Below are 23,356 nucleotides of genomic sequence, written 5' to 3'. Positions count from 1 at the left end.
CGGGCCCGGGGGCCCGTCACGGGCGGGCGTACGCCGACAGTTCCGGGCGGGAGAGGGCGAGGTGGTCACCGATCAGCAGGGCGTCCCCCTCGGCGAGCCCCGGCTGCTCCCACAGGCGGTGCTGCCTGCCCGTCGCCGGATCCAGGACGGCGACGAACGGGCCCGACTCCCGGCTCAGCAGCCTGCGGCGGCCACCGCGCGCGGCCTTCACGTACAGGGCGCCCGGCCGCAGGCCCAGCAGTTCGAGCGCGCACACCGTCCCCTCGCGCCGGATCACGAACCGCTGCCAGCGCAGCGCCCCGGTCTGCGCGTTGAGCGCGAACACCAGGTCCCAGCCCGGATCCGGGCGGTGCGCGGCCACGTACACCGTGCCGCGCTCGACCAGCAGCCGCGCCGCCGGGGTGCCCGGCGCGAAGTGCCACAGTTCCCGGCCGGTGCCGCGGTCCAGGGCGCGTACGAGCTCGCCGTCCAGCAGGTGTACCGGCTGCACGTCGGGCGTCCGGCCGAAGGCCTCCGAGCCCCGGAGCTGCGACCACATCGGCCGTCCGTCCGGCAGGTGCAGCGCCTGGAGCTGCCGGCCGTCCGTCAGGACCAGGCAGTCGCCCACCGCCGCCAGGGACCGGGTGGCGTCCGGCAGCGAACGCTGCCACACGACCTCGCCCGTCGTCGCCCGCAGCACGGTCAGGGCGCCCCGTGCCTCGTGCACCAGCACCGGCCCGGCGCTCCGCAGCGGACCCGCCTGCGGCAGGTCCCGCCACCAGCGCACCCGCCCGTCGCGCGGCTCCCGCGCCACCAGGCGCGCCCCGGGCACGCCGTCGCGGCGTACATCGACGTACACCGTGGCGGCGTCCGCCACGCAGGACACCAGCACCGGGCCGGCCCCGGGCAGCGGCGGCGCGGCCGCGCCCTCGTCGGCGTAGGCCGTCCACCGGGTCGCGCCCACGTCGGCCCGTACGCAGCCGACCTCGCGACCCGACCGCCACACCAGGCCGTCCCCGGCGGAGTGCAGAGCGTCCGGGCGGACCCCCTGCCGCCAACGGCGTCCGTCCCCGCCGGTCAGCCGGAGTGCCGGGACCCGCTCGGCGAGGACCGTCGTCCCCGGTGGCGGCGGGCTTCCCCGCTCGGCCGCCACCTCGGGCAGCCAGGGCGTACGCGCGGTGGCCACACAGTCCCGCGCGATCCCGGCCAGCGCGCGGGCCCGGCCCGCCGGATCGGACAGACCGCGGGCCCGCTCGGCGCGTTCCCGGGCCTGCGCCGGGTCCACGGCGGGCCGGGCGCCCTGCGCCACCCGGTCCCGGGCCGTGGCGACGGAGGCCAGGGCGTGGTCGGCCTTCTCGTCGCCGGCCGTCTCCGGACGGCGGCGCAGCAGGGCGGCGGCCCGGGTGCGCAGCCGCTCGGCCTGGACCTGGCCGAGCCGGCCGCGCGCCTCGTGCCGGGCCGCCTCCTCGCGCAGCCAGGCGGCCCGCTCCTCCAGGACCTCGGGGAGTTCGGCCTCGGCCTGCTCCAGGGCCCGGGCTCCGCCCGCCGGATCCCCGGCCTCGGCGAGGTCGCACGCCACCTGGCACATCGCCAGCAGCCGGGCCCCGGCGGAGCCGAGCCGCTCGCTCAGGCGCAGGGCGGTGCCGAGGTCCCGCGGGGCGACGGCCAGCACCATGTCGTAGGTGGCGGCCGCGCGCAGCCCCGGGTCCTGGATCCGGGTCAGCTGGCGCTCGGCCTCCTCGGGGTGGGCCGCGGCCACGGCGGTGGCGATCAGGGACCGCAGCCGGTTCTCCGCCGGGCCGCCGGCGAAGTGGTGGCCGGCGAGCTCGCCGGCCTGCTCGGGGGCGACCCGGGCCAGTTGCTCCGCCACCGCGCGCAGCGGGCCCGTCCGGTTGGAGCCGAACACCGTGAACAGCGCCTGCTGCGCGTCGGTCAGCAGCCGCCGGGCCCGCACCGGGGCGTGCGGGGCGGTGCCCTTGGCCAGCGTGGTCAGCAGCCGGGCCACCTGGGCCCCGTCGCCCTCGCCCGCGTGCCAGGCCGCGACCTCGGCGTCGGCGAGCAGCCGGGCCGCGAGGTCCGCGTCGAAGCGGGCCGCGGCGTCCGCGGCGACGGCCAGCACCTCCACGCGGGCGCCCGCGGCGGGCGGCAGGTCCCCGAGGTCCTCCTCCGCCTCCCGCAGGAGATCCCGTACGAACTCCCGTACGCCAGAGGCCACGGCCCCGGGTGCCTCGACCCGGGGTGCCTCCGCCCCGGGTGCCTCGACCCGGGGTGCCTCCGCCCCGGGTGCCTCGACCCGGGGTGCCTCCGCCCCGGGTGCCTCGACCCGGGGTGCCCCCGCGCCGGGTGCCTCGCCCCTGGGTGCCCCCGCCCCGGGTGCCTCCGCCCTGGGTGCTTCCGCCCCAGGTGCCGGCGCGGGGGCCGGAGCCACAGGACCCGGAGCCACGGGATCCGGATCCTCGCCCACGGGCCCGGGCACCGGCACCGGCCCGGGCACCGGCACCGGCCCGGGCGCGGGCACCGGCACCGGCCCGGGCGCGGGCACCGGCCCGGGGGCGGCCGACGCCCCCGCCGACGGCTCCGTCGGCGCGTACCCGGGCCCCGGCTGCCCCGGCCCCGGTCCGTCCCCGTCCCCGCACAGCCCCCGCAGGGCCTTGCCCACCGCCTCCGCCGACTCCGGCCGGTCCGCCGGGTCCTTCGCCAGCAGGGTCAGCACCAGCCGGTCCAGCTCCGCGGGCACCGGCGCGCCGACCGCGCGCAGCGGGAGCGGTGCCTCCTCGATGTGCCGGCGCATCAGGACGTACGGCCCCTCGGCCTGGCCGAACGGCGGCGCCCCGCTCAGCAGCGCGTACAGCACGCACCCCAGCGCGTACAGATCGCACCGGGCGCCCACCCGCTCGCCCCGCCACTGCTCCGGCGCCATGTACGCGGGGGTGCCGAACATCCGGCCCGTGACCGTCCAGCCCGCCGTCGCGTCCGCGGAGTACGCGATGCCGAAGTCGCAGATCTTGAGCCGCAGGCCGGGCAGCAGGAAGAGGTTGGCGGGCTTCAGGTCCCGGTGGACCACGGACTGTTCGTGGGCGGCGGCCAGGGCCTCCGCCGTCTGCGCGGCCAGGTCCACCGCGAGGTCCACCGCGAGCCCGCCGTCCCGCGCCAGCATCGTGGCCAGGTCCTCGCCGGCGAGGAGCTCCATCACGATGAAGAGCCGCCCGTCCTGCTGCCCCACGTCGTGCACCACGGTGATGCCCGGGTGCTGGAGCCGCGCCCCGATCGTGGCCTCGCGTCTGAAACGGGCGACCACCTCGTCGTTCGTGGCCGCCTCCAGCAGCACCTTGACCGCCACGGAGCGGTCCAGCGCCAGGTCGAACCCGCGCCACACCTCGCCCATGCCGCCCTGGCCGAGCCGCTGGTCCAGCCGGTACCGGCCGACCAGCTGATCCCCCACCCGCACCGCAAAGCCCCCTGACATCACGTCATGCGACGTTTTCCCAGGGGGCATTGTGTCCTGTGAAGTGAACGGGCGGGGGTGCTACAGGTCAGCACGCCTGCGGATCTTGTTCCCCAGCCACACCAGGGGGTCGTACTTGCGGTCCACCGCCCGCTCCTTCAGCGGGATCAGCGCATTGTCGGTGATCTTGATGCCTTCGGGGCAGACCTCCGTGCAGCACTTGGTGATGTTGCAGTAGCCGAGCCCGTGCTCCTCCTGGGCCGTGCGCTTGCGGTCCAGGCCAGCCTCCGCCGCCGCGTCCAGCGGGTGCATGTCCAGCTCCGCGACCCGCATCAGGAAGCGGGGGCCGGCGAACACCGCCTTGTTCTCCTCGTGGTCGCGCACCACGTGGCAGGTGTCCTGGCACAGGAAGCACTCGATGCACTTCCTGAACTCCTGCGAGCGGTCCACATCCACCTGCTGCATCCGGTACGCGCCCGGAGCCACCCCCTCCGGCGGCACGAAGGCCGGGACCTCGCGCGCCTTCCGGTAGTTGAACGACACGTCCGTGACCAGGTCCCGGATGACCGGGAAGGCGCGCAGCGGGGTGACCGTGATCGTCTCGTCCCGGTCGAAGGTGGACATGCGCGTCATGCACATCAGCCGCGGCCGGCCGTTGATCTCCGCACTGCACGAGCCGCATTTGCCCGCCTTGCAGTTCCAGCGCACCGCCAGGTCCGAGGCCTGGGTGGCCTGGAGCCGGTGGACGATGTCCAGGACGACCTCGCCGTCGTGCACCTCGACGGTGAAGTCCCGCAGTTCCCCGCCTTCCGCGTCGCCCCGCCAGATCCGGAACGCGGCATCGTAGGTCGTCACTCGTACAGCTCCTCTTCGGCGAGGTACTTGGCCAGCTCTTCCTTCTCGAAGAGCGCGAGCAGGTCGGGGCGGATGGGTTCGGTACGGGTCCGGACGAGGGAGATCCGGTCGGCGGCCGGGTCCTCGGGCGGCGGGGCCACCGGACGGCACAGCAGGTTCACCGGGCGCCAGGACCGCTCCATCGCGGGGCAGTCCTCCCGGGTGTGCCCGCCGCGGCTCTCGGTGCGCTCCAGGGCCGCCCGGGCCACGCACTCGCTGACCAGCAGCATGTTCCGCAGGTCCAGGGCGAGGTGCCAGCCCGGGTTGAACTGCCGGTGCCCCTCGACCCCGGCCCGGGCCGCCCGTACGCGCAGGCCCGCCAGCTTCTGCAGGGCCTCGGCCATCTCGCCCTCGCGACGGATGATGCCGACCAGGTCGTTCATGGCTGTCTGGAGCTCCTGGTGGAGCGTGTACGGGTTCTCCGCGCCCTCGGCGGCGTGGAACGGGGCCAGCGCCTCCGCCGCCGCCGCGTCGATCTCCTCCTGGGAGACCGCGGGCAGCGCATCGGCGAGGCCCGTGGCGTACTCCGCCGCGTGGAGACCGGCCCGCCGGCCGAACACCAGCAGGTCGGAGAGGGAGTTCCCGCCGAGCCGGTTCGAGCCGTGCATGCCGCCCGCGACCTCGCCCGCCGCGAACAGGCCCGGGACCCCGACGGTGGCCGCGGTGTCGGAGTCCACCGCGATCCCGCCCATCACGTAGTGGCAGGTCGGGCCGACCTCCATCGGCTCGGCGGTGATGTCCACGTCCGCCAGCTCCTTGAACTGGTGGTACATGGAAGGAAGGCGTCGGCGGATCCTCTCGGCCGGCATCCGGGTGGACACGTCCAGGAACACGCCTCCGTGGGGGGAGCCGCGGCCCGCCTTGACCTCGGAGTTGATGGCCCGGGCCACCTCGTCGCGGGGGAGCAGCTCGGGCGGACGCCGGTTGTGGTCCGGGTCCTCGTACCAGCGGTCGCCCTCCTCCTCGGACTTCGCGTACTTCTCCTTGAAGACGTCCGGGACGTAGTCGAACATGAACCGCTTGCCCTCGCTGTTGCGCAGCACCCCGCCGTCGCCGCGCACCGACTCGGTGACGAGGATCCCCTTCACCGAGGGCGGCCAGACCATGCCGGTCGGATGGAACTGCACGAACTCCATGTTCAGCAGCGGGGCGCCCGCGAGCAGGGCCAGCGCGTGGCCGTCGCCCGTGTACTCCCAGGAGTTCGAGGTGGTCTTGAAGGACTTGCCGATCCCGCCCGTGGCCAGGACCACCGCCGGGGCCTCCAGCACGAAGAACCGGCCGGACTCCCGCTCGTAGCAGAAGGCCCCGGACACGCTCTGCCCGTCCTTCAGGACCCTCGTGACCGTGCACTCCTGGAAGACCTTGAGCCGGGCCTCGTAGTCCCCGGTCTCCTTGAAGTCCTCCTGCTGGAGCTGGACGATCTTCTGCTGGAGGGTGCGGATCAGCTCCAGGCCGGTCCGGTCGCCCACGTGCGCGAGGCGCGGGTACTCGTGCCCGCCGAAATTGCGCTGGGAGATCTTTCCGTCCGGGGTGCGGTCGAAGAGCGCTCCCCAGGTCTCCAGTTCCCAGACCCGGTCCGGAGCCTCCTTCGCGTGGAGTTCCGCCATCCGCCACTGGTTCAGGAACTTCCCGCCGCGCATGGTGTCGCGGAAGTGCACCTGCCAGTTGTCGCCCTCGTTGACGTTGCCCATGGAGGCGGCGATCCCGCCCTCGGCCATCACCGTGTGGGCCTTGCCGAACAGGGACTTGCAGATCACGGCCGTACGGGCACCCCGCTCGCGGGCCTCGATCGCGGCCCGCAGCCCGGCGCCGCCCGCACCGACCACGACCACGTCCCACTGCTGCCGGTCGACTTGAGCCATGTCAGAAGATCCTCGGGTCCGTGATGGTGCCGCCGGCCAGCAGGTACACGTAGAAGTCGCACAGGGCGACGCTGATCAGCGAGGCCCACGCGAGCTGCATGTGGCGGGTGTTGAGCCGGCTCACCCAGCCCCACAGCCGGTAGCGCACCGGGTGCTTGGAGAAGTGCCGCAGGCGGCCGCCCATGATGTGCCGGCAGGAGTGGCAGGACAGCGTGTAGGCCCAGATCAGCGTGATGTTGACGACGAACAGCAGCGTCCCGAGGCCCATGTGGCCCCACTCGTAACGGTCGTTGCGGAAGGTCAGCACCGTGTCGTACGTGAGGATGCCCGCGACCGGCAGCGCCGTGTAGAAGAAGTACCGGTGCACGTTCTGCAGGATCAGCGGGAAGCGCGTCTCGCCGGTGTACTTCGTGTGCGGCTCGGCGACGGCGCAGGCGGGCGGGGAGGCCCAGAAGCCCCGGTAGTACGCCTTGCGGTAGTAGTAGCAGGTCAGCCGGAAGCCGAGCGGGAAGACCAGGATCAGCAGGGCGGGGGACAGGCCCCACCAGCTGCCGAACAGGTCCAGGTTGGGGCCGCCGCGCATCTCCCGGCAGTTCTCCGCGAGACACGGGGAGTAGAAGGGGGAGACGTACGGAGCGGCGTAGTAGTCGGCGTTGGCGAAGGCCCGCCACGTCGAGTAGGCGATGAAGGCGAGCAGCCCGGCCGCGGTGGCGGCGGGGGCCAGCCACCACCGGTCGGTGCGCAGGTGCCGGGCGGCGATCGCGGCCCGGGAGCCGTCGTGGACGCCGGTGAGCTGCCGGGGTGGTTCCGTGCCTGTGGCCAAAGGGGACTCCGGGTGGAGTGATGAGGGGTGACCCACGAGGCCCAGCCGCGGACGGCTGGGCCTGGTGGGGTGCTGGGTGTGCGGGGGTGCTGGGATGCGTCCGCCAGGTCAGGGTGCCCGGCGGTCGCGGGCGCCGAGACCCTCGTCGTCGACGTCCTGCCACAGCGAGCTGTCGTACGGGGTGTCCGGGACGGGGACCATCCCCTCCTGGCGTGGCGCCCGCGGGGTGGCCGGGGCCTTCCGGGCGATGTCCTGCTCCAGCCGTTCCACCGAGCGGACCAGCTCGTTCAGGTTGCGTCGTACGGCGGTCAAATCGTCTTGCAGGGACATGACTTGCCCTCACTTCCGCTGATTGCGGTGGCAACGCTCATGTGCGCCTGCGAGTGTCGCGCCTCCCGTCCCCCGTTGTGAAGGGACGTGCAGCGATTGCGGGCGCGCAGGCGCAATCTGTGCGCCCCTCCCTGCTCCCATTTTGATCCCTCTTCCGAGGGAACGCCCGTCCGTGACGCAAGTGGGATTGGTCCGCACGGGTGGGGTTCGCGGCGTGGCGAGGGCCGGCTGCGAGAGCTGCGGCGCGCTGTGGATTTCAGTGTGTTGCGGCACCCAGTGTGATCAGCTCCATATACCGCCAAACGTGATCAAGCTGCCCTTTTCGCGCCCCGCCCCGGAGGTACCACCCATGTCCCAGAGAAGGCGCCGGTCCTTGGCGCTCCTGACCTCGGGAGTCCTCGCACTGCCGCTGCTCGCGGGCTGCGGCGCTGGTGACGACGAGGGCGGTCCCGTGGCCGCCGGCCAGGACATCGCGGCCACGACCCGCGACAAGGTCGCCGACGGCGGCGTGCTGCGCTGGGCCGTGGACACCCTCCCGGACACCCTGAACACCTTCCAGGCCGATGCGGACGCCACCACCACCCGGATCGCCGGGGCGGTGCTGCCCCAGCTGTTCACGATGGACGACAAGGGCCGGCCGGTGGCCAACCCGGACTACCTGGAGAAGGCCGCGGTCGTCGAGCGGGAGCCCAAGCAGGTCGTCCTGTACAAGCTGAACCAGCAGGCGGTGTGGAGTGACGGCCGCGAGATCGGCGCCGCCGACTTCGTGGCGCAGTGGCGGGCCCTGAACGGCAAGGACTCCGCTTACTGGACGGCCCGCAACGCCGGATACGAGCGGATCGAGAAGATCGAACGCGGCAAGACCGACCTCGAGGTCAAGGTCACCTTCGCCAAGCCGTACACCGACTGGCGCTCGCTGTTCTCCCCGCTCTACCCCAAGCAGGTCACCGGCACCCCGGACGCCTTCAACGAGGGCGCCCGCGGAACCCTCAAGGTCACCGCCGGACCCTTCAACCTCGGGGCCATCGACAAGAAGACCGGCACCGCCGCGCTGACCCGCAGCGCCCGCTGGTGGGGCCGGCCGGCCAAGCTGGACACGCTGGTCCTGACCGCCGTGCCCCGGGCCCAGCGCCCGGCCGCGCTGGCCGCCGGCCAGGTCGACCTGGCGGAGATCGACCGTGCGGGTGCCGACCGGATCGCGCTGGCCCACCGGGACGCCGAGCACACCCCGGGCTCGGGCGGGGCCCCGGCGCACGGGCCGGGCGCCTCGGTGACCCCGGCCCAGGCCATGCTGTCGTGGGCGATCGCGTACGGCTCCGACGAGGGCAAGGCGAGGACGGAGCAGGAGACCCGCGCGCAGAATGCCGCGGCCGCGAAGAAGTACGCGGACGAGCAGTCGGCCCTGCGCACCTTCACGGTCCGCAAGTCCCTGGAGCCCGCCTACACCCAGCTCGCCATGAACGGGGCCTCCGGCCCGCTGGCCGACGAGCGGGTCCGGCGGGCGGTGGCCCGGGCCCTGGACCGCAAGGAATTGGCCGAGATCGCACTGAAGCCCCTCGGCCTGCCGGCGAAGCCGGTCGGCAGCCATGTGGCGCTGGCCGGGCAGCGGGCGTACGCGGACAACAGCGACGCGCTCGGCGGCAAGGACATCCACGCGGCCGAGGCCCTGCTCGCGGACGCGGGCTGGCGCCGGGGCGGCAAGCTCACCGAGCCGGTGGGCGCGAAGGCCGGAGCCGAGAACGCGGACGGCAAGAACGACTCGAAGACCCCGTCGGGTCCGGGCACGGGCAACGACGGCCTCTACATCGTGGGCCAGGACGACGAGCGCAACGGCGACAGCCTGGACCGGGGGCTCCCGGTGGTCGGGTCCGCGATCAAGACGAACGGGGAAACGTCCGCCCGGGGCGAGCGGCTCTCCCTGCTGCCGGCCGCGGTCCGGCTCGCGGACGAACAGAAGGCCGCACTGCTGGCCCAGGCCGACGCCCTCGCCACGGCGGGCTCCGCGGACGACGCCAAGAGCGGCCCGGCCCGCGACGGCGAGGCCCCCGGGCCCGGCAAGGCCGGGAGCAGCCCCAGCCCGGCGCCGGCCCCGGCCAAGCAGATCCGCAACTCCGGAAACGTGCTGGCCAAGGACGGCAAGGCGCTCTCCCTGCGCTTCGTCCTCCCGGCCGGACCGGGCTCGGAGGCCCTGCGCACGGTCGGCGAGCGGATCGCCCAGATGCTCGAGAAGGTCGGCGTGCACACCGAGCTGACCAAGGTGGCCGACGAGAGCTTCTTCAAGGACCACATCGCCTCGGGCCATTACGACCTGGCGCTCTACTCGTGGCCGGCGACGGCCTACCCGGCGACCGACGCCCGCCCCATCTTCGCCAAGCCGGAGCCCGCCGCCGACGGCTCGCTCCTCGTCGAACAGAACTACACACGGGTCGGCACCGACCACATCGACCAGCTCTTCGACCAGGCGGTCGGCGAGCTGGACGAGGAGGCCTCGCGCGAGCTGATGCGCAAGGCCGACGCCCGGATCTGGGCCGCCGCCGGCTCCATCCCCCTCTTCCAGCGCCCCGAGCTGGTGGCCGCCAAGTCGAACCTGGCCAATGCCGGCGCCTTCGGCCTCGGCACCCCCCGTTTCCAGGACATCGGCTGGAAGAAGGCTCAGGGCGCGAAGGAAAACCAGGAGAAGAAGAAGTGACAAAACGGGGCCAGACAGATTGAGCTTCGGGTCACAAGCTCAGATGTGACTCAAGTCGCTTGCCCGCCGGGATCTCCGGCGGGCAAGGTCGTGGATACCTGTTGACCCGCAGCAATACCCGCAATACCCACGGCCGGGATCCCCCACCCCACACCCGGCCCTTCTCAGTCGTCCGGCCCCTTGACAGACCCCCCGGCGAGCGGTTCCCGCCACGCGACGTACCATGGGGTAAGGCCGTGGCAGGTTTTCCGCCCGGTCGAGGCGCGCGTGCCGGACCGTACGCGACGCCATCCACGATCCCGGGAGAAGCGCCGAAGTGCCCACGCGCCACGACATCCGTAACGTCGCCATCGTCGCCCACGTCGACCATGGCAAGACGACCATCGTCGATGCCATGCTCAAGCAGGCCGGTGCCTTCGCCGCCCACCAGCACCTCGACGACCGCATGATGGACTCGAACGACCTGGAGCGTGAGAAGGGCATCACGATCCTCGCCAAGAACACGGCGGTGAAGTATCACCCCAAGGACGGCGGGGCCCCGATCACGATCAACATCATCGACACCCCCGGCCACGCCGACTTCGGTGGTGAGGTCGAGCGCGGTCTGTCGATGGTGGACGCCGTCGTTCTGCTGGTGGACGCCTCCGAGGGTCCGCTGCCCCAGACCCGCTTCGTCCTGCGCAAGGCCCTGCAGGCGAACATGCCGGTCATCCTCTGCATCAACAAGACGGACCGTCCGGACTCCCGGATCGACGAGGTCGTCAACGACACCTACGACCTCTTCCTGGACCTGGACGCCACCGAGGAGCAGATCGAGTTCCCGATCGTCTACGCCTGCGGCCGTGACGGCGTCGCCTCGCTGACCAAGCCCGAGGACGGCACCGTCCCCGCGGACAGCGACAGCCTGGAGCCGTTCTTCTCCACCATCCTGGAGCACGTCCCCGCCCCGGTGTACGACGACGAGGCCCCCCTCCAGGCCCACGTCACCAACCTGGACGCCGACAACTTCCTCGGCCGCATCGCGCTGCTCCGCGTCGAGCAGGGCGAGCTGCGCAAGGGCCAGACCGTCGCGTGGATCAAGCGTGACGGCAGCATGTCGAACGTCCGCATCACCGAGCTGATGATGACCGAGGCGCTCACCCGCAAGCCGGCCGAGGTGGCGGGCCCGGGTGACATCTGCGCGGTGGCCGGTATCCCCGACATCATGATCGGCGAGACCCTGGCCGACCCGGAGAACCCGATCGCGCTTCCGCTGATCTCGGTCGACGAGCCGGCGATCTCCATGACCATCGGTACGAACACCTCCCCGATGGTCGGCCGCGGCGGCAGCGGCAAGGGCGCGGACGCCAAGTCCGCGGTCAAGGACCGCAAGGTCACCGCCCGCCAGGTCAAGGACCGCCTCGACCGCGAGCTCGTCGGCAACGTCTCGCTCCGCGTGCTCGACACCGAGCGCCCGGACGCCTGGGAGGTCCAGGGCCGTGGTGAGCTCGCGCTCGCCATCCTGGTCGAGCAGATGCGCCGCGAGGGCTTCGAGCTGACCATCGGCAAGCCGCAGGTCGTCACGCAGGAGATCGACGGCAAGGTGCACGAGCCGGTCGAGCGCATGACGGTCGACGTCCCCGAGGAGCACATGGGCGCGGTCACGCAGCTCATGGGCATCCGCAAGGGCCGCATGGACAACATGTCGAACCACGGCTCCGGCTGGGTCCGCATGGAGTTCGTCGTCCCGTCGCGCGGCCTCATCGGCTTCCGTACGGAGTTCCTGACGAACACCCGCGGTACGGGTATCGCCCACTCGATCCACGAGGGCCACGAGCCGTGGTTCGGCCAGCTGGTCACCCGCAACAACGGTTCGCTGGTCGCCGACCGCGCCGGTTCGGTCACGCCGTTCGCGATGATCAACCTGCAGGAGCGCGGCGTCCTGTTCACCGACCCCGGCACCGAGGTGTACGAGGGCATGATTGTTGGCGAGAACTCGCGCGCCGACGACATGGACGTGAACATCACCAAGGAGAAGAAGCTCACCAACATGCGTGCGGCTTCCGCGGACAACACGGAGAACGTGGTTCCGCCCCGCAAGCTGTCCCTGGAGCAGTCCCTGGAGTTCTGCCGCGACGACGAGTGCGTCGAGGTGACCCCGGAGGCCGTCCGCATCCGCAAGGTCGTCCTGGACCAGAAGGAGCGTTCGCGCACCGCGTCGCGCGCCAAGTCCGGCAAGTAGTGCGGTAGTTCCCGGACGCCCCTAGGGCACCGTTCCAACGAGCAGCCCCTTCCCCACAGTTGTCTGTGGCGGGAGGGGCTGTTCGCGTTTGTCAAGCGGATTGTTGCGTTCTGGCGTCCGGATACCGACCGTGACACTCCGGAAGATGAGCTAACCGTCCGTTTCGCACGTGTCTGTCTCCTATCCGTTTGTCCGGATTTCGGGTTTTCGCCATGCGGCGATGTTGTGAAAACGAGACCACTTAAGTGTGGTTTACGGTCTGGCGGTCCCTGAGGATGGCTCCATTGAGCTCGGGTCAATGGGTCACACGCTGTGGGGAGCGTCGACTCACGAGCACACACGATGGGGCCGGATTTCGCTGTCAGGGGTGTCAGCGAGGACCGGGTCCTTCACGTATCGACAGTGACTCCTGAGGAGGCAATTACCCATGCGCGGAGCAACGAGCGCCAAGTGGGTCGCGGGTGCCGTCATCGTGGCGATGGCCGCCACGGCATGCAGCACCAGCAAGGACTCGAACGCCGGGGGCAAGTCCGGCGGCAACATCACCGTGGTGCTCGGCGAGCCGCAGCACGGCCTGGTGGGTCAGAACACCGCCGAGTCCGAAGGTGCCGAGGTTCTCAACTCGCTCTTCACCGGCCTGGTCAAGTACGACAACAAGACCAACGAGCCGAAGCTCGCGGTCGCCGAGTCCATCGAGACGACTGACTCGAAGACCTGGACGATCAAGATCAAGGACGGCTTCACCTTCCACAACGGTGAGAAGGTCGACGCCGCGTCCTTCGTCCGCGCCTGGAACTGGGGCGCCAACCAGGACAACGCGGCTGAGGGCATGCCGTTCTTCTCGAAGATCGACGGCTCCGACGAGCTTGCGCCGGGCAAGGACAAGAAGCCCACCGCCAAGGAGCTCAAGGGCCTGAAGGTCGTCGACGAGAAGACCTTCACCGTCACCCTGAAGGACCCGTTCTCCCAGTTCAAGACGATGCTGGGCTACAACGCCTTCTACCCGCTGCCCAAGGCGTTCGAGGCCGACCCGAAGAAGTTCGGCGAGGCTCCGATCGGCAACGGCCCGTTCCAGATGGACGGCGCCTGGGAGCACAACAAGCAGATCAAGATCAAGAAGTACGACAAGTACCCGGCGGAGGGTCGCGCCAAGCTCGACGGCGTCACCTTCAAGATCTACGACAACCTGGACACGGCGTACAACGACCTGCGCGCCGACACCATCCAGATCGTCGACAAGCTCCCGATCTCGGCGATGGCCACCGTCTCCCAGGAGTTCGGCGACCGCTACATCTACAAGCCCGAGTCCGGCGTCGGCTACATCGGTCTCCCGCTGGAGCAGAACCCCGAGGCGTTCGGCAAGGTGGAGATCCGCAAGGCCATCTCCATGGCCATCGACCGGGACGCCATCGGCAAGACCATTTTCAACGGCACCCGCAAGCCGGCCGACGACTTCATCAGCCCGATCATCCCGGGCTACCGCAAGGGCGCGCTGGGCGAGGCGGGTACCTACAACCCGACCAAGGCCAAGGAGCTCTTCCAGCAGGCCGGCGGCATCCCGGGCAACAAGATCGAGCTCGGTTACAACGCCGACGGCGGCCACAAGGAGTGGATCGAGGCCGTCGCCAACCAGCTGAAGGCGAACCTCGGCATCGAGGTCACCGCCAAGCCGTACGCCAAGTTCGGCGACATGCTGGACGACCTGGGTGCCTCGAAGTACAAGGGCGCCTTCCGCATGGCCTGGTCGATGGACTACCCGGCCGCGGAGAACTACCTCCGTCCGATCTTCTCGAAGGTCGCGATCGAGAACGGCTCCAACTACGGCCACTACCAGAACGACGCGTTCGAGGCGAAGCTCGCCGAGGCCGACAAGGCCACCGACGCCGCTGCAGGCCTGAAGCTGTACCAGGAAGCCGATGACATCATCATCAAGGACCTGCCGTACATCCCGGTCTTCACGTACATGTCTTCTTCGGCCTACTCCAAGACCGTGAAGAACGTCGAGGTCGACGCCCAGGGCCGTATGGACCTGGCGAACGTCGAGCTCAACTAACACCCCTCTTCACTAAGGGGATCCCGGGGGCGGGCGGGCGGAATCAGGTTTCCGTCTGCCCGCCCTTTCCCCCTGTTCTTCTGTTGGAGGTCTGATGGGCCGCTACCTCATCCGCCGACTCATACAGGCGATCCCTGTACTGATCGGTGCCACGTTCCTGATCTACGCGCTGACGTTCGCCATGCCGGGCGCTGACCCGATCCAGCTGCTCGCCGGCGAGAAGAAGGCAGACCCGCTCGTCACGGCGATGCTGCGCGCCAAGTACCACCTCGACGACCCGTTCCTGCTCCAGTACTGGAACTACATCACCGGTGTGTTCCAGGGCGACCTCGGTGAGACCCTCACCGGGCGCAAGGTGCTCGACCTGTTCTCCGAGGCGTTCCCCTACACGGTGAACCTGGCCCTCGTGGCCTTCGCCATCGAAGCCGTCGTCGGCGTGCTGGCCGGTGTCATGGCCGCCCTGCGCCGCGGCAAGTTCATCGACCAGCTGGTTCTCATCTCCACGCTGATGGTCATCTCCATCCCCGTCTTCGTCACCGGCTTCGTGCTGCAGCTGACGCTCGGCGTGCAGCTGAAGAACAACTGGGGCATCGACTTCTTCCCCGTCTCCTTCAACGAGAACGACGGGATCCGCGCCTACCTCCTGCCGGCGTTCGTCCTGGCCTCCACGTCCCTCGCGTACGTGGCCCGCCTGACGCGCACCAGCCTCATGGAGACGATGCGCGCCGACTACGTCCGCACCGCGACCGCGAAGGGCCTGCCCCGCCGCCGCGTCGTCGTGAACCACGCGCTGCGCAACGCCCTCATCCCGATCGTCACGTTCCTCGGCGCCGACCTCGGTGGCCTCATGGGCGGTGCGGTCATCACCGAGCGGATCTTCAACATCCACGGAGTCGGCGGCCTGCTCGCCCAGTCCGTGTACCTCAAGCAGGGTGCGGTCGTGGTCGGCGGTGTGACGATCCTCGTCTTCGTCTACCTGATCGGCAACCTGCTCGTGGACCTGCTCTACGCCGTGCTCGACCCGAGGATCCGCTATGCGTGACACAACTACGGTGGAGGACTCGATGACCGACACCCAGATCGCCGGAGCCCCCTCCACCGGCGCCGCGGTCAAGGCCGGCGGAAAGAAGAAGAAGGACCGCGAGGCCAGCCTCTGGTCCGACGCCATGAGCGACCTGCGTCGCAACCCGGTCTTCCTGATCGGTGCGTTCCTGGTCGTCTGCATGCTGGTCATCTCCGCGTTCCCGCAGTGGTTCACCGACGGCAGCCCGTTCGAGCCCACCGCCTGCACCCTGCAGAACTCGCTCAAGACCCCGAGCGCGGATCACTGGTTCGGCTACGACATCCAGGGCTGCGACGTCTACACCCGTACGGTGTGGGCCGCCCGCAACTCCGTGATCGTCGGCATCGTCACCACCACGCTGGTGACCGTCGTCGGCGGTGCGCTCGGCCTGCTGGCCGGCTGGGCCGGCGGCATGCTGGACAGCTTCCTGTCCCGCTTCACCGAGATCTTCTTCGCGATCCCGCTCCTGCTCGGCGGCATGCTGATCATGTCCGCCCTGCCGGGCAACGCCTGGACGGTCTCCCTGGTGCTCGCGATCCTCGGCTGGCCGCAGATCTTCCGCATCATGCGGTCCTCGGTGCTGCAGAACAAGAACAACGACTACGTGGTCGCCGCCCGCGCCCTCGGCGCCGGCACCCTGCGCATCACCATGCGGCACATCCTGCCGAACGCCATCGCCCCCGTCATCGTGGTCGGCGCGATCAGCCTGGGTGTGTACATCTCCGCCGAGGCGGCCCTGTCGTACCTCGGCATCGGTGTCCAGCCCCCGGAGATCTCCTGGGGCCTCATGGTCAGCGACGCCTCCGTCCGCTGGCTGCAGGCTCCGCACGTGCTCCTCTTCCCGGCCGCCGCGCTGAGCGTCACCGTGCTCGCGTTCATCATGGTCGGCGACGCGGTGCGCGACGCCCTCGACCCGAAGCTGCGCTGAGGAAGGGCGTACGTTGACCATCATCGACAAGACCTCGAACGTCCCCGCGCCGCGCTCGGCGCCGGAGGGGACCCCCCTGCTCGAAGTGCGCGACCTGCACGTCGAGTTCCACACCCGCGACGGTGTCGCCAAGGCCGTCAACGGTGTCTCGTACTCCGTGAACGCCGGCGAGACCCTCGCGGTCCTCGGCGAGTCCGGCTCGGGCAAGTCCGTGACGGCGCAGGCCATCATGGGCATCCTCGACATGCCCCCCGGCAAGATCGCGGGCGGTGAGATCCTCTTCCAGGGCACGGACCTGCTCAAGCTCCCGGCCGAGGAGTACCGCAAGATCCGCGGCCAGAAGATCGCCATGATCTTCCAGGACGCCCTGTCCTCGCTGAACCCGGTGCACACCGTCGGCGCCCAGCTCGGCGAGATGTTCCGCGTCCACCGCGGGATGTCCAAGAAGGACGCCACGGCCAAGGCCGTCGAGCTCATGGACCGGGTGAAGATCCCCGCCGCCAAGGCGCGCGTGGGCGACTACCCGCACCAGTTCTCCGGCGGTATGCGCCAGCGCATCATGATCGCCATGGCGATGGCCCTGGAGCCGGACCTGATCATCGCCGACGAGCCGACCACGGCTCTCGACGTGACGGTCCAGGCCCAGGTCATGGACCTGCTCGCGGAACTCCAGCGCGAGATGAACATGGGCCTGATCCTGATCACCCACGACCTCGGCGTCGTCGCCGACGTCGCGGACAAGATCGCCGTCATGTACGGCGGCCGGATCGTCGAGAACGCCCCGGTCCACGAGATCTACAGCCGCCCGGCGCACCCGTACACCCGCGGCCTGCTCGACTCGATCCCGCGCCTGGACCAGAAGGGCCAGGAGCTCTACGCGATCAAGGGCCTGCCGCCCAACCTGCTGAACATCCCGAGCGGCTGCGCGTTCAACCCGCGCTGCCCGAAGGCGCAGGACATCTGCCGCACCGACGTGCCGGTCCTGCACTCGGTCACCGAGCAGGACGGCACCGAGATGCCGGGCCGCGGCAGCGCGTGCCACTTCTGGAAGGAGCAGCTCCATGGCTGAGCTCACCAAGAACGCCACCGAGCGAGAGCCGATCCTCCAGGTCCGCAACCTGGTCAAGCACTTCCCGCTGACCCAGGGCATCCTGTTCAAGAAGCAGGTCGGCGCGGTCAAGGCGGTCGACGGGGTCTCCTTCGACCTGTACCGGGGCGAGACCCTCGGCATCGTCGGTGAGTCCGGCTGTGGCAAGTCCACCGTCGCCAAGCTGCTGATGAGCCTGGAGAAGGCCACCGCCGGCGAGGTCTTCTACAAGGGCCAGGACATCACCAAGCTGTCCGGCAAGGCCCTGAAGGCCGTCCGACGCAACATCCAGATGGTGTTCCAGGACCCGTACACCTCGCTGAACCCGCGCATGACGGTCGGCGACATCATCGGGGAGCCCTTCGACATCCACCCCGAGGTGGCTCCGAAGGGCGACCGGCGCCGCAAGGTCCAGGAGCTCCTGGACGTCGTGGGCCTCAACCCCGAGTACATCAACCGGTACCCGCACCAGTTCTCCGGCGGCCAGCGCCAGCGCATCGGCATCGCCCGCGGCCTCGCGCTCAACCCGGAGATCATCATCTGCGACGAGCCGGTCTCCGCGCTCGACGTGTCGGTGCAGGCGCAGGTCATCAACCTGATGGAGAAGCTCCAGGACGAGTTCGACCTGTCCTACGTCTTCATCGCGCACGACCTGTCGATCGTCCGGCACATCTCGGACCGCGTGGGCGTCATGTACCTGGGCAAGATGGCCGAGATCGGCAGCGACGCCCAGATCTACGACCACCCGACGCACCCGTACACCCAGGCGCTGCTGTCGGCCGTCCCGGTCCCCGACCCGGAGGCCCGCGAGGGCCGCGAGCGGATCATCCTCACCGGTGACGTCCCCTCCCCGGCCAATCCGCCGTCGGGCTGCCGCTTCCGCACCCGCTGCTGGAAGGCCGAGGAGCGGTGCGCCACGGAGGAGCCGCTGCTGGCGATCCCGACGCGCTTCCAGGGGGTGAACACCCCGGCCGCGCACGAGTCGGCGTGCCACTTCGCGGAGGTGCGGAACGTGGTCGGAGCGCTCTGACGGGCTCTGCTTGACCGAACGGCTGGTTCCCGATGCCTCAGGGTGTCGGGAACCAGCCGTTTTCTTTGGCGGTGGCACCGTCGGCCGCGTGAGTGCGGGGTCGAACTCTCGCGCGGGTCGGTTTCCGCCGATCGGCCGGGTTGCATAAGGGAGTTGCGGCCGCGACGCGGCCGGGCGGACAGTGTCCGGATGACCGACACACCAAACCACGGCCGCGACCGGAACCGCACCCGACGCGAGGGGGGCGCATGCTGACCGTGCGGCCCGCCGGGCCCGGGGACGCGGCCGGCATCTGCGCCCTGCTCAACGCCGTCGACGTCATCGAGATCGGCAGGCCGGAGACCGACCTCGGGTCCGTCGAGGCCGATCTCCACCACCCCGACATCGACCTGGCGAAGGACTCCTGGCTGGCCTTCGAGGGCGGCCGGCTCGTGGCGTACGCCCTGGTGTGGACCGACTCCGGACCCGGCAGGGCCGACGCCGACCACTACGTGCTGCCCGGCCACCGCGAGGCCGCCGTCCGGCTGCTGGAGCTGATGGAGGTCCGGGCCCGCGAGCTCGCCGCCGGCGCGGGGGAGGCCGTCCTGCGGCTCCAGCTCAACGTGAAACCCACCCTCGACGCCGACCTGCTGCCCGGCCGCGGCTACCGCACCGTCCGCCGCTACCAGGTGATGACCCGCGCCCTCTCGCCGGCCGCCGACCTGCTTCCCGCCCCGCCCGAGAGCCTCGTCCTGCGCGACTGCGCCGCCGACGAGGCCGACCGCCGCCGGGCCCACGCCCTCGTGGAGGAGACCTTCGCCGCCCACTTCGGCCATGTGGAGCGGCCGTACGAGGCATGGCTGGACCACCTCGACGCCCGCGAGCTCGACTGGTCGCTGGTCTGGATCGCGAGCCTGCCCGGCGAGGGCGACGTCGGCGTCCTGCTGACCCGCGACGACCGCACCAGCATGGGCTGGCTCAGCCACATCGGCGTCCGCGGGGAGATGCGGGGCCGGGGCATCGGCGGCTTCCTGCTCCGCCACGGCTTCGCCGCCTACGCGGCCCGCGGCCGGGACACCGCCGGCCTCGGCGTGGACGTCCACAACGAGAGCGGCGCACTCGCGCTCTACGAGGCGCACGGCATGAGCCTGCACTATGCGGTCGACACCTGGGAGCTGAGTTTGCACTCGCGCGGGTGACAGGCGCGAGACACAGGCGTGCAATCGGTTTAACCGAACGTGCATAGAGCGGCACATGGGGTGACATTGGCGGGTATGCTGTGGCTCTGCCCTCGGGCAGCGGTCAGGGCTTGGCCGTCACGAGGTTCCACGGAGCCGAGTGAGAAGTCCCCCGGATTCGTCCGGGGGAAGGAGTCACAGGAGGCACTCCATGCGTGGAGCCATCCAGGCCCAGTGGGCCGCATGTGCGGTGGCCGTCGCCCTCGCGGCGACGGCATGCGGCGGTAGCGACAGCGGCGGAGGCGGGGGTGGCGCGGGGATCGTCAGCTCCTCGTGGGGTGATCCGCAGAACCCGCTGGAGCCCTCCAACACCAACGAGGTGCAGGGCGGCAAGGTCCTCGACATGATCTTCCGCGGCCTCAAGCGGTACGACCCGAAGACCGGGCAGGCCGACAACATGCTCGCCGAGAAGATCGAGACGACCGACAGCCAGAACTTCACCATCACGCTGAAAGACGGCTGGAAGTTCAGCAACGGCGAGCCGGTCACCGCCCAGTCCTTCGTGGACGCCTGGAACTACGGCGCGGACGTGCGCAACAAACAGAACAACTCGCCGTTCTTCTCCGACATCGTCGGCTACGCGGACGTCCACCCCGCGTCCGGCGAGCCCAAGGCCAAGACGATGTCCGGACTGGTCGTCAAGGACCCCAAGACCTTCACGGTCGCCCTGAAGAACAAGTTCTCCACCTGGCCCGAGACCCTCGGCTACCAGGCCTTCTCCCCGCTGCCCAAGGCCTTCTTCACCGACCACGCCGGCTGGCTGAACAAGCCGATCGGCAACGGCCCGTACACGGTGGACTCCTACACCAAGGGCACCGGCATGAAGCTGCGCACGTGGGCCGGGTACCCGGGCGAGGACAAGGCGCAGAACGGCGGCGTCGACCTCAAGGTCTACACCGACAACAACACCGCCTACACCGACCTGATCTCCGGCAACCTCGACCTCGTCGACGACGTCCCCGCGCAGCAGCTGAAGAACGTCAAGAACGACCTCGGCGACCGGTACATCAACCAGCCGGCCCTCATCATCCAGACCCTCACCTTCCCCCTGTACGACCCCCAGTGGAGCAAGGAGGGCATGGAGAACGTCCGCCGCGGCATCTCGATGGCGATCAACCGCGACGAGATCACCAAGCAGATCTTCCGGGAGACCCGCACCCCGGCCAAGGACTGGACCTCCCCGGCCCTCGGCGAGAAGGGCGGCTTCAACGCCACGCTCTGCGGCGACGCCTGCAAGTACGATCCGGCCGCGGCCAAGAAGCTCATCCAGGACGCCGGCGGGCTCCCCGGCGGCAAGGTCGCGCTGACGTCGAACGTGGACACCGGCTCGCACCGCGAGTGGATGGACGCCGTCTGCAACAGCATCAACAACGCGCTCGGCGAGGGCCCGGTCTGCACGGTCAACCCGATCGGCACCTTCGCCGACTTCCGCAACCAGCAGAGCTCCTTCAAGCTCACCGGCCCCTTCCGTTCCGGCTGGCAGGCCGACTACCCGCTGATCCAGAACTTCCTCCAGCCGCTCTACTACACCGGCGCCTCCTCCAACTACGGGAAGTTCAGCAACCCGGACTTCGACAAGCTCGTCGACGAGGCCAACCAGGAGAGCGACGCGGCCAAGGCCATCGTGAAGTTCCAGGACGCCGAGAAGATCCTCGCCGCGCAGATGCCGGCCATCCCGCTCTGGTACCAGAACGGCAGCGCAGGCTACGCCGAGCGGCTCTCGGACGTGGCACTCAACCAGTTCAGCGTCCCCGTCTACAACGAGATCAAGGTCAGCTGACCCTCCGTCGGATCGATCCTGGAGCAGTCCATGGGACGTTATGTGATCCGGCGGCTGCTCCAGATGATCCCGGTGTTCATCGGCAGCACGTTCCTGATCTTCTTCATGGTGTACGCGCTCGGCGACCCGGTCGCCGCCCTCTTCGGCGACAAGGCGCCCGACCCCGCCACCGCCGCGCGCATCCGCAAGGACCTCTACCTCGACCGCCCCCTGTGGGAGCAGTACCTGCACTACATGGGCCAGATCTTCCAGGGCGACTTCGGCACGGCCTTCAACGGCCAGCCGGTCACCGAGCTGATGGCCTCGGCCTTCCCCGTCACCCTGCGCCTGACCATCGTCGCGATCTTCTTCGAGATCGTCATCGGCATCACCCTCGGCGTGATCAGCGGCCTGCGCCGCGGCAAGTCCGTCGACACCACCGTCCTCGTCCTCACCCTCGTCGTCATCTCCGTGCCGACGTTCGTGATGGGCTACCTGCTCCAGTACCTCTTCGGCGTCAAATGGGGCTGGGTGCGGCCCACCGTCTCCCCGGACGCCCCCTTCAACGAGCTGATCCTGCCCGGCATGGTGCTCGCCCTGGTCTCCCTCGCCTACGTCACGCGGCTCTCGCGCACTTCCATCGCCGAGAACACGAAGGCCGACTACGTCCGCACCGCGACCGCCAAGGGACTCCCGCGCCGCCGGGTCGTCACCCGCCACCTGCTGCGCAACTCGCTCATCCCCGTCGTCACCTTCATCGGCACCGACATCGGCGCCCTGATGGGCGGCGCCATTGTCACCGAGCGGATCTTCAACATCCACGGCGTCGGGTACCAGCTCTACCAGGGCATCCTGCGCAACAACTCCCCGACGGTGGTCGGCTTCGTGACCATCCTCGTCATCGTCTTCCTGGTGGCGAACCTGCTCGTCGACCTGTTCTACGCGGTCCTGGACCCGAGGATCCGTTATGCCTGAGCCCGAGGGACCCGTCTACGACCCGTTGCAGCCCGGAGAGGGGGAAGCCATCGCTCCCACCGGCCAGGGCGGGCCCATAGACCTCGCGTTGGACGAGGCCGAGAGCCTGGAGAAGACACTCGGCGACGACCCCACCGGGCCCGGGCCCAAGGAGAAGGCCCGCTCCCTGTGGTCCGACGCCTGGCACCAGCTGCGCCGCAACCCCGTCTTCGTCATCTCCTCGCTGGTGATCCTGTTCCTCGTGATCATCTCGATCTGGCCGCAGCTGATCGCGAGCGGCGACCCGTTGCAGTGCGACCTGTCCAAGTCCCAGCAGGGCTCCGCCCCCGGCCACCCCTTCGGCTACGACACCCAGGGCTGCGACGTCTACACCCGGACCGTCTACGGGGCCCGCGCCTCCATCACCGTCGGCGTCTGCGCCACCCTCGGCGCGGCCCTGCTCGGCTCGGTGCTCGGCGGGCTCGCCGGGTTCTTCGGCGGCTGGGGCGACTCGCTGCTCTCCCGGGTCGCGGACATCTTCTTCGGCATCCCCGTCGTCCTGGGCGGCCTGGTCTTCCTGTCCGTGGTCACGAGCACCACCGTCTGGCCCGTCGTCGGCTTCATCGTGCTCCTCGGCTGGCCGCAGATCGCCCGCATCGGCCGCGGCTCCGTCATCGCCGCCAAACAGAACGACTACGTCCAGGCCGCCCGGGCCCTGGGCGCCGGCAACGGCCGGATGCTGCTCCGGCACGTCGCCCCCAACGCCATCGCGCCCGTCATCGTCGTCGCCACCATCGCCCTGGGCACGTACATCTCCCTGGAGGCCACCCTGTCCTTCCTCGGCGTCGGCCTGCGCCCGCCCACCGTCTCCTGGGGCATCGACATCTCCAACGCGGCCTCGCAGATCCGCAACGCGCCGCACATGCTGCTCTGGCCGGCGGGCGCGCTGAGCCTGACCGTGCTCGCGTTCATCATGCTCGGCGACGCGGTGCGCGACGCCCTCGACCCCAAGCTGCGCTGAG

At 70.1% G+C, this 23,356-nt stretch carries 16 protein-coding genes; 11 read left to right on the top strand and 5 right to left on the bottom strand.

Annotated elements, in window-relative coordinates; translation table 11 throughout:
• Positions 1-16: 16 nt before the first annotated feature.
• The 5 genes from AB0I68_RS04250 to AB0I68_RS04230 all read right to left on the bottom strand — a co-directional run bounded on the left by AB0I68_RS04250 (position 17) and on the right by AB0I68_RS04230 (position 7,333).
• Positions 17-3,445, bottom strand: coding sequence for a protein kinase (locus AB0I68_RS04250; protein ID WP_363175624.1), 3,429 nt, complete (start codon positions 3,443-3,445; stop codon positions 17-19).
• 60 nt (positions 3,446-3,505) lie between these two features.
• Positions 3,506-4,279: a succinate dehydrogenase/fumarate reductase iron-sulfur subunit gene (locus tag AB0I68_RS04245; protein ID WP_363175623.1), complete on the bottom strand. Its 774-nt coding sequence runs from the start codon at positions 4,277-4,279 to the stop codon at positions 3,506-3,508.
• Positions 4,276-6,180 (bottom strand): fumarate reductase/succinate dehydrogenase flavoprotein subunit, encoded by a 1,905-nt coding sequence (locus tag AB0I68_RS04240; protein ID WP_363175622.1) that lies wholly within the window; start codon positions 6,178-6,180, stop codon positions 4,276-4,278. The genes AB0I68_RS04245 and AB0I68_RS04240 overlap by 4 nt, the downstream gene beginning before the upstream one ends.
• A 1-nt stretch (position 6,181) precedes the next feature.
• On the bottom strand, positions 6,182-7,003 hold the full coding sequence (locus AB0I68_RS04235) for a hypothetical protein (protein ID WP_363175621.1): 822 nt from the start codon (positions 7,001-7,003) through the stop codon (positions 6,182-6,184).
• 108 nt (positions 7,004-7,111) lie between these two features.
• Positions 7,112-7,333, bottom strand: coding sequence for a hypothetical protein (locus AB0I68_RS04230; RefSeq protein WP_363175620.1), 222 nt, complete (start codon positions 7,331-7,333; stop codon positions 7,112-7,114).
• A 349-nt stretch (positions 7,334-7,682) separates the two neighbouring features.
• On the opposite strand from AB0I68_RS04230, the gene AB0I68_RS04225 reads away from it, so the two are divergent.
• The 11 genes from AB0I68_RS04225 (at position 7,683) to AB0I68_RS04175 (ending at position 23,355) form a co-directional block, all read left to right on the top strand.
• The gene (locus tag AB0I68_RS04225; protein WP_363175619.1) at positions 7,683-10,022 is read left to right on the top strand and encodes an ABC transporter family substrate-binding protein; all 2,340 of its coding nucleotides are present in this window, start codon (positions 7,683-7,685) and stop codon (positions 10,020-10,022) included.
• A 316-nt stretch (positions 10,023-10,338) separates the two neighbouring features.
• Positions 10,339-12,243 carry a translational GTPase TypA gene (typA, locus tag AB0I68_RS04220; protein WP_363175618.1) on the top strand — a complete coding sequence of 635 codons (1,905 nt, stop codon included), beginning with the start codon at positions 10,339-10,341 and terminating at the stop codon, positions 12,241-12,243.
• A gap of 427 nt (positions 12,244-12,670) precedes the next feature.
• Positions 12,671-14,296, top strand: a complete 1,626-nt coding sequence (locus AB0I68_RS04215; protein WP_363175617.1) for an ABC transporter substrate-binding protein — start codon at positions 12,671-12,673, stop codon at positions 14,294-14,296.
• Positions 14,297-14,390: 94 nt separating this feature from the next.
• Positions 14,391-15,338 (top strand): ABC transporter permease, encoded by a 948-nt coding sequence (locus tag AB0I68_RS04210; protein WP_363175616.1) that lies wholly within the window; start codon positions 14,391-14,393, stop codon positions 15,336-15,338.
• On the top strand, positions 15,331-16,287 hold the full coding sequence (locus AB0I68_RS04205; protein ID WP_363175615.1) for an ABC transporter permease: 957 nt from the start codon (positions 15,331-15,333) through the stop codon (positions 16,285-16,287). Before AB0I68_RS04210 ends, AB0I68_RS04205 begins: the two co-directional genes overlap by 8 nt.
• A 13-nt stretch (positions 16,288-16,300) precedes the next feature.
• A complete protein-coding gene (locus tag AB0I68_RS04200; RefSeq protein WP_363175614.1) occupies positions 16,301-17,356 on the top strand; it encodes an ABC transporter ATP-binding protein in 1,056 nt (351 codons plus the stop codon).
• Positions 17,349-18,404, top strand: a complete 1,056-nt coding sequence (locus AB0I68_RS04195; RefSeq protein ID WP_363175613.1) for a dipeptide ABC transporter ATP-binding protein — start codon at positions 17,349-17,351, stop codon at positions 18,402-18,404. The genes AB0I68_RS04200 and AB0I68_RS04195 overlap by 8 nt, the downstream gene beginning before the upstream one ends.
• A gap of 248 nt (positions 18,405-18,652) precedes the next feature.
• A complete protein-coding gene (locus AB0I68_RS04190) occupies positions 18,653-19,582 on the top strand; it encodes a GNAT family N-acetyltransferase (RefSeq protein ID WP_363175612.1) in 930 nt (309 codons plus the stop codon).
• 190 nt (positions 19,583-19,772) lie between these two features.
• Positions 19,773-21,401, top strand: coding sequence for an ABC transporter substrate-binding protein (locus AB0I68_RS04185; RefSeq protein ID WP_363175611.1), 1,629 nt, complete (start codon positions 19,773-19,775; stop codon positions 21,399-21,401).
• Between the two features lie 30 nt (positions 21,402-21,431).
• Positions 21,432-22,355: an ABC transporter permease gene (locus AB0I68_RS04180; protein WP_352211650.1), complete on the top strand. Its 924-nt coding sequence runs from the start codon at positions 21,432-21,434 to the stop codon at positions 22,353-22,355.
• The gene (locus AB0I68_RS04175; protein ID WP_363175610.1) at positions 22,348-23,355 is read left to right on the top strand and encodes an ABC transporter permease; all 1,008 of its coding nucleotides are present in this window, start codon (positions 22,348-22,350) and stop codon (positions 23,353-23,355) included. The genes AB0I68_RS04180 and AB0I68_RS04175 overlap by 8 nt, the downstream gene beginning before the upstream one ends.
• Position 23,356 lies beyond the last annotated feature (1 nt).

Origin of the sequence: Streptomyces sp. NPDC050448 (assembly GCF_040655295.1) — a bacterium.
GTDB lineage: Bacteria > Actinomycetota > Actinomycetes > Streptomycetales > Streptomycetaceae > Streptomyces.
The sequence above is the reverse complement of the archived record's forward strand: the minus strand, read 5'-3'. Positions and strand labels throughout refer to the sequence as shown.

Coding starts and splice junctions, on each gene's coding strand:
- AB0I68_RS04215 (WP_363175617.1), top strand. CDS start 12,671: ATGCGCGGAGCAACGAGCGCCAAGTGGGTCGCGGGTGCCGTCATCGTG.
- AB0I68_RS04240 (WP_363175622.1), bottom strand. CDS start 6,180: ATGGCTCAAGTCGACCGGCAGCAGTGGGACGTGGTCGTGGTCGGTGCG.
- AB0I68_RS04190 (WP_363175612.1), top strand. CDS start 18,653: ATGCTGACCGTGCGGCCCGCCGGGCCCGGGGACGCGGCCGGCATCTGC.
- AB0I68_RS04210 (WP_363175616.1), top strand. CDS start 14,391: ATGGGCCGCTACCTCATCCGCCGACTCATACAGGCGATCCCTGTACTG.
- AB0I68_RS04195 (WP_363175613.1), top strand. CDS start 17,349: ATGGCTGAGCTCACCAAGAACGCCACCGAGCGAGAGCCGATCCTCCAG.
- AB0I68_RS04225 (WP_363175619.1), top strand. CDS start 7,683: ATGTCCCAGAGAAGGCGCCGGTCCTTGGCGCTCCTGACCTCGGGAGTC.
- AB0I68_RS04175 (WP_363175610.1), top strand. CDS start 22,348: ATGCCTGAGCCCGAGGGACCCGTCTACGACCCGTTGCAGCCCGGAGAG.
- AB0I68_RS04185 (WP_363175611.1), top strand. CDS start 19,773: ATGCGTGGAGCCATCCAGGCCCAGTGGGCCGCATGTGCGGTGGCCGTC.
- AB0I68_RS04250 (WP_363175624.1), bottom strand. CDS start 3,445: ATGTCAGGGGGCTTTGCGGTGCGGGTGGGGGATCAGCTGGTCGGCCGG.
- AB0I68_RS04205 (WP_363175615.1), top strand. CDS start 15,331: ATGCGTGACACAACTACGGTGGAGGACTCGATGACCGACACCCAGATC.
- AB0I68_RS04230 (WP_363175620.1), bottom strand. CDS start 7,333: ATGTCCCTGCAAGACGATTTGACCGCCGTACGACGCAACCTGAACGAG.
- AB0I68_RS04180 (WP_352211650.1), top strand. CDS start 21,432: ATGGGACGTTATGTGATCCGGCGGCTGCTCCAGATGATCCCGGTGTTC.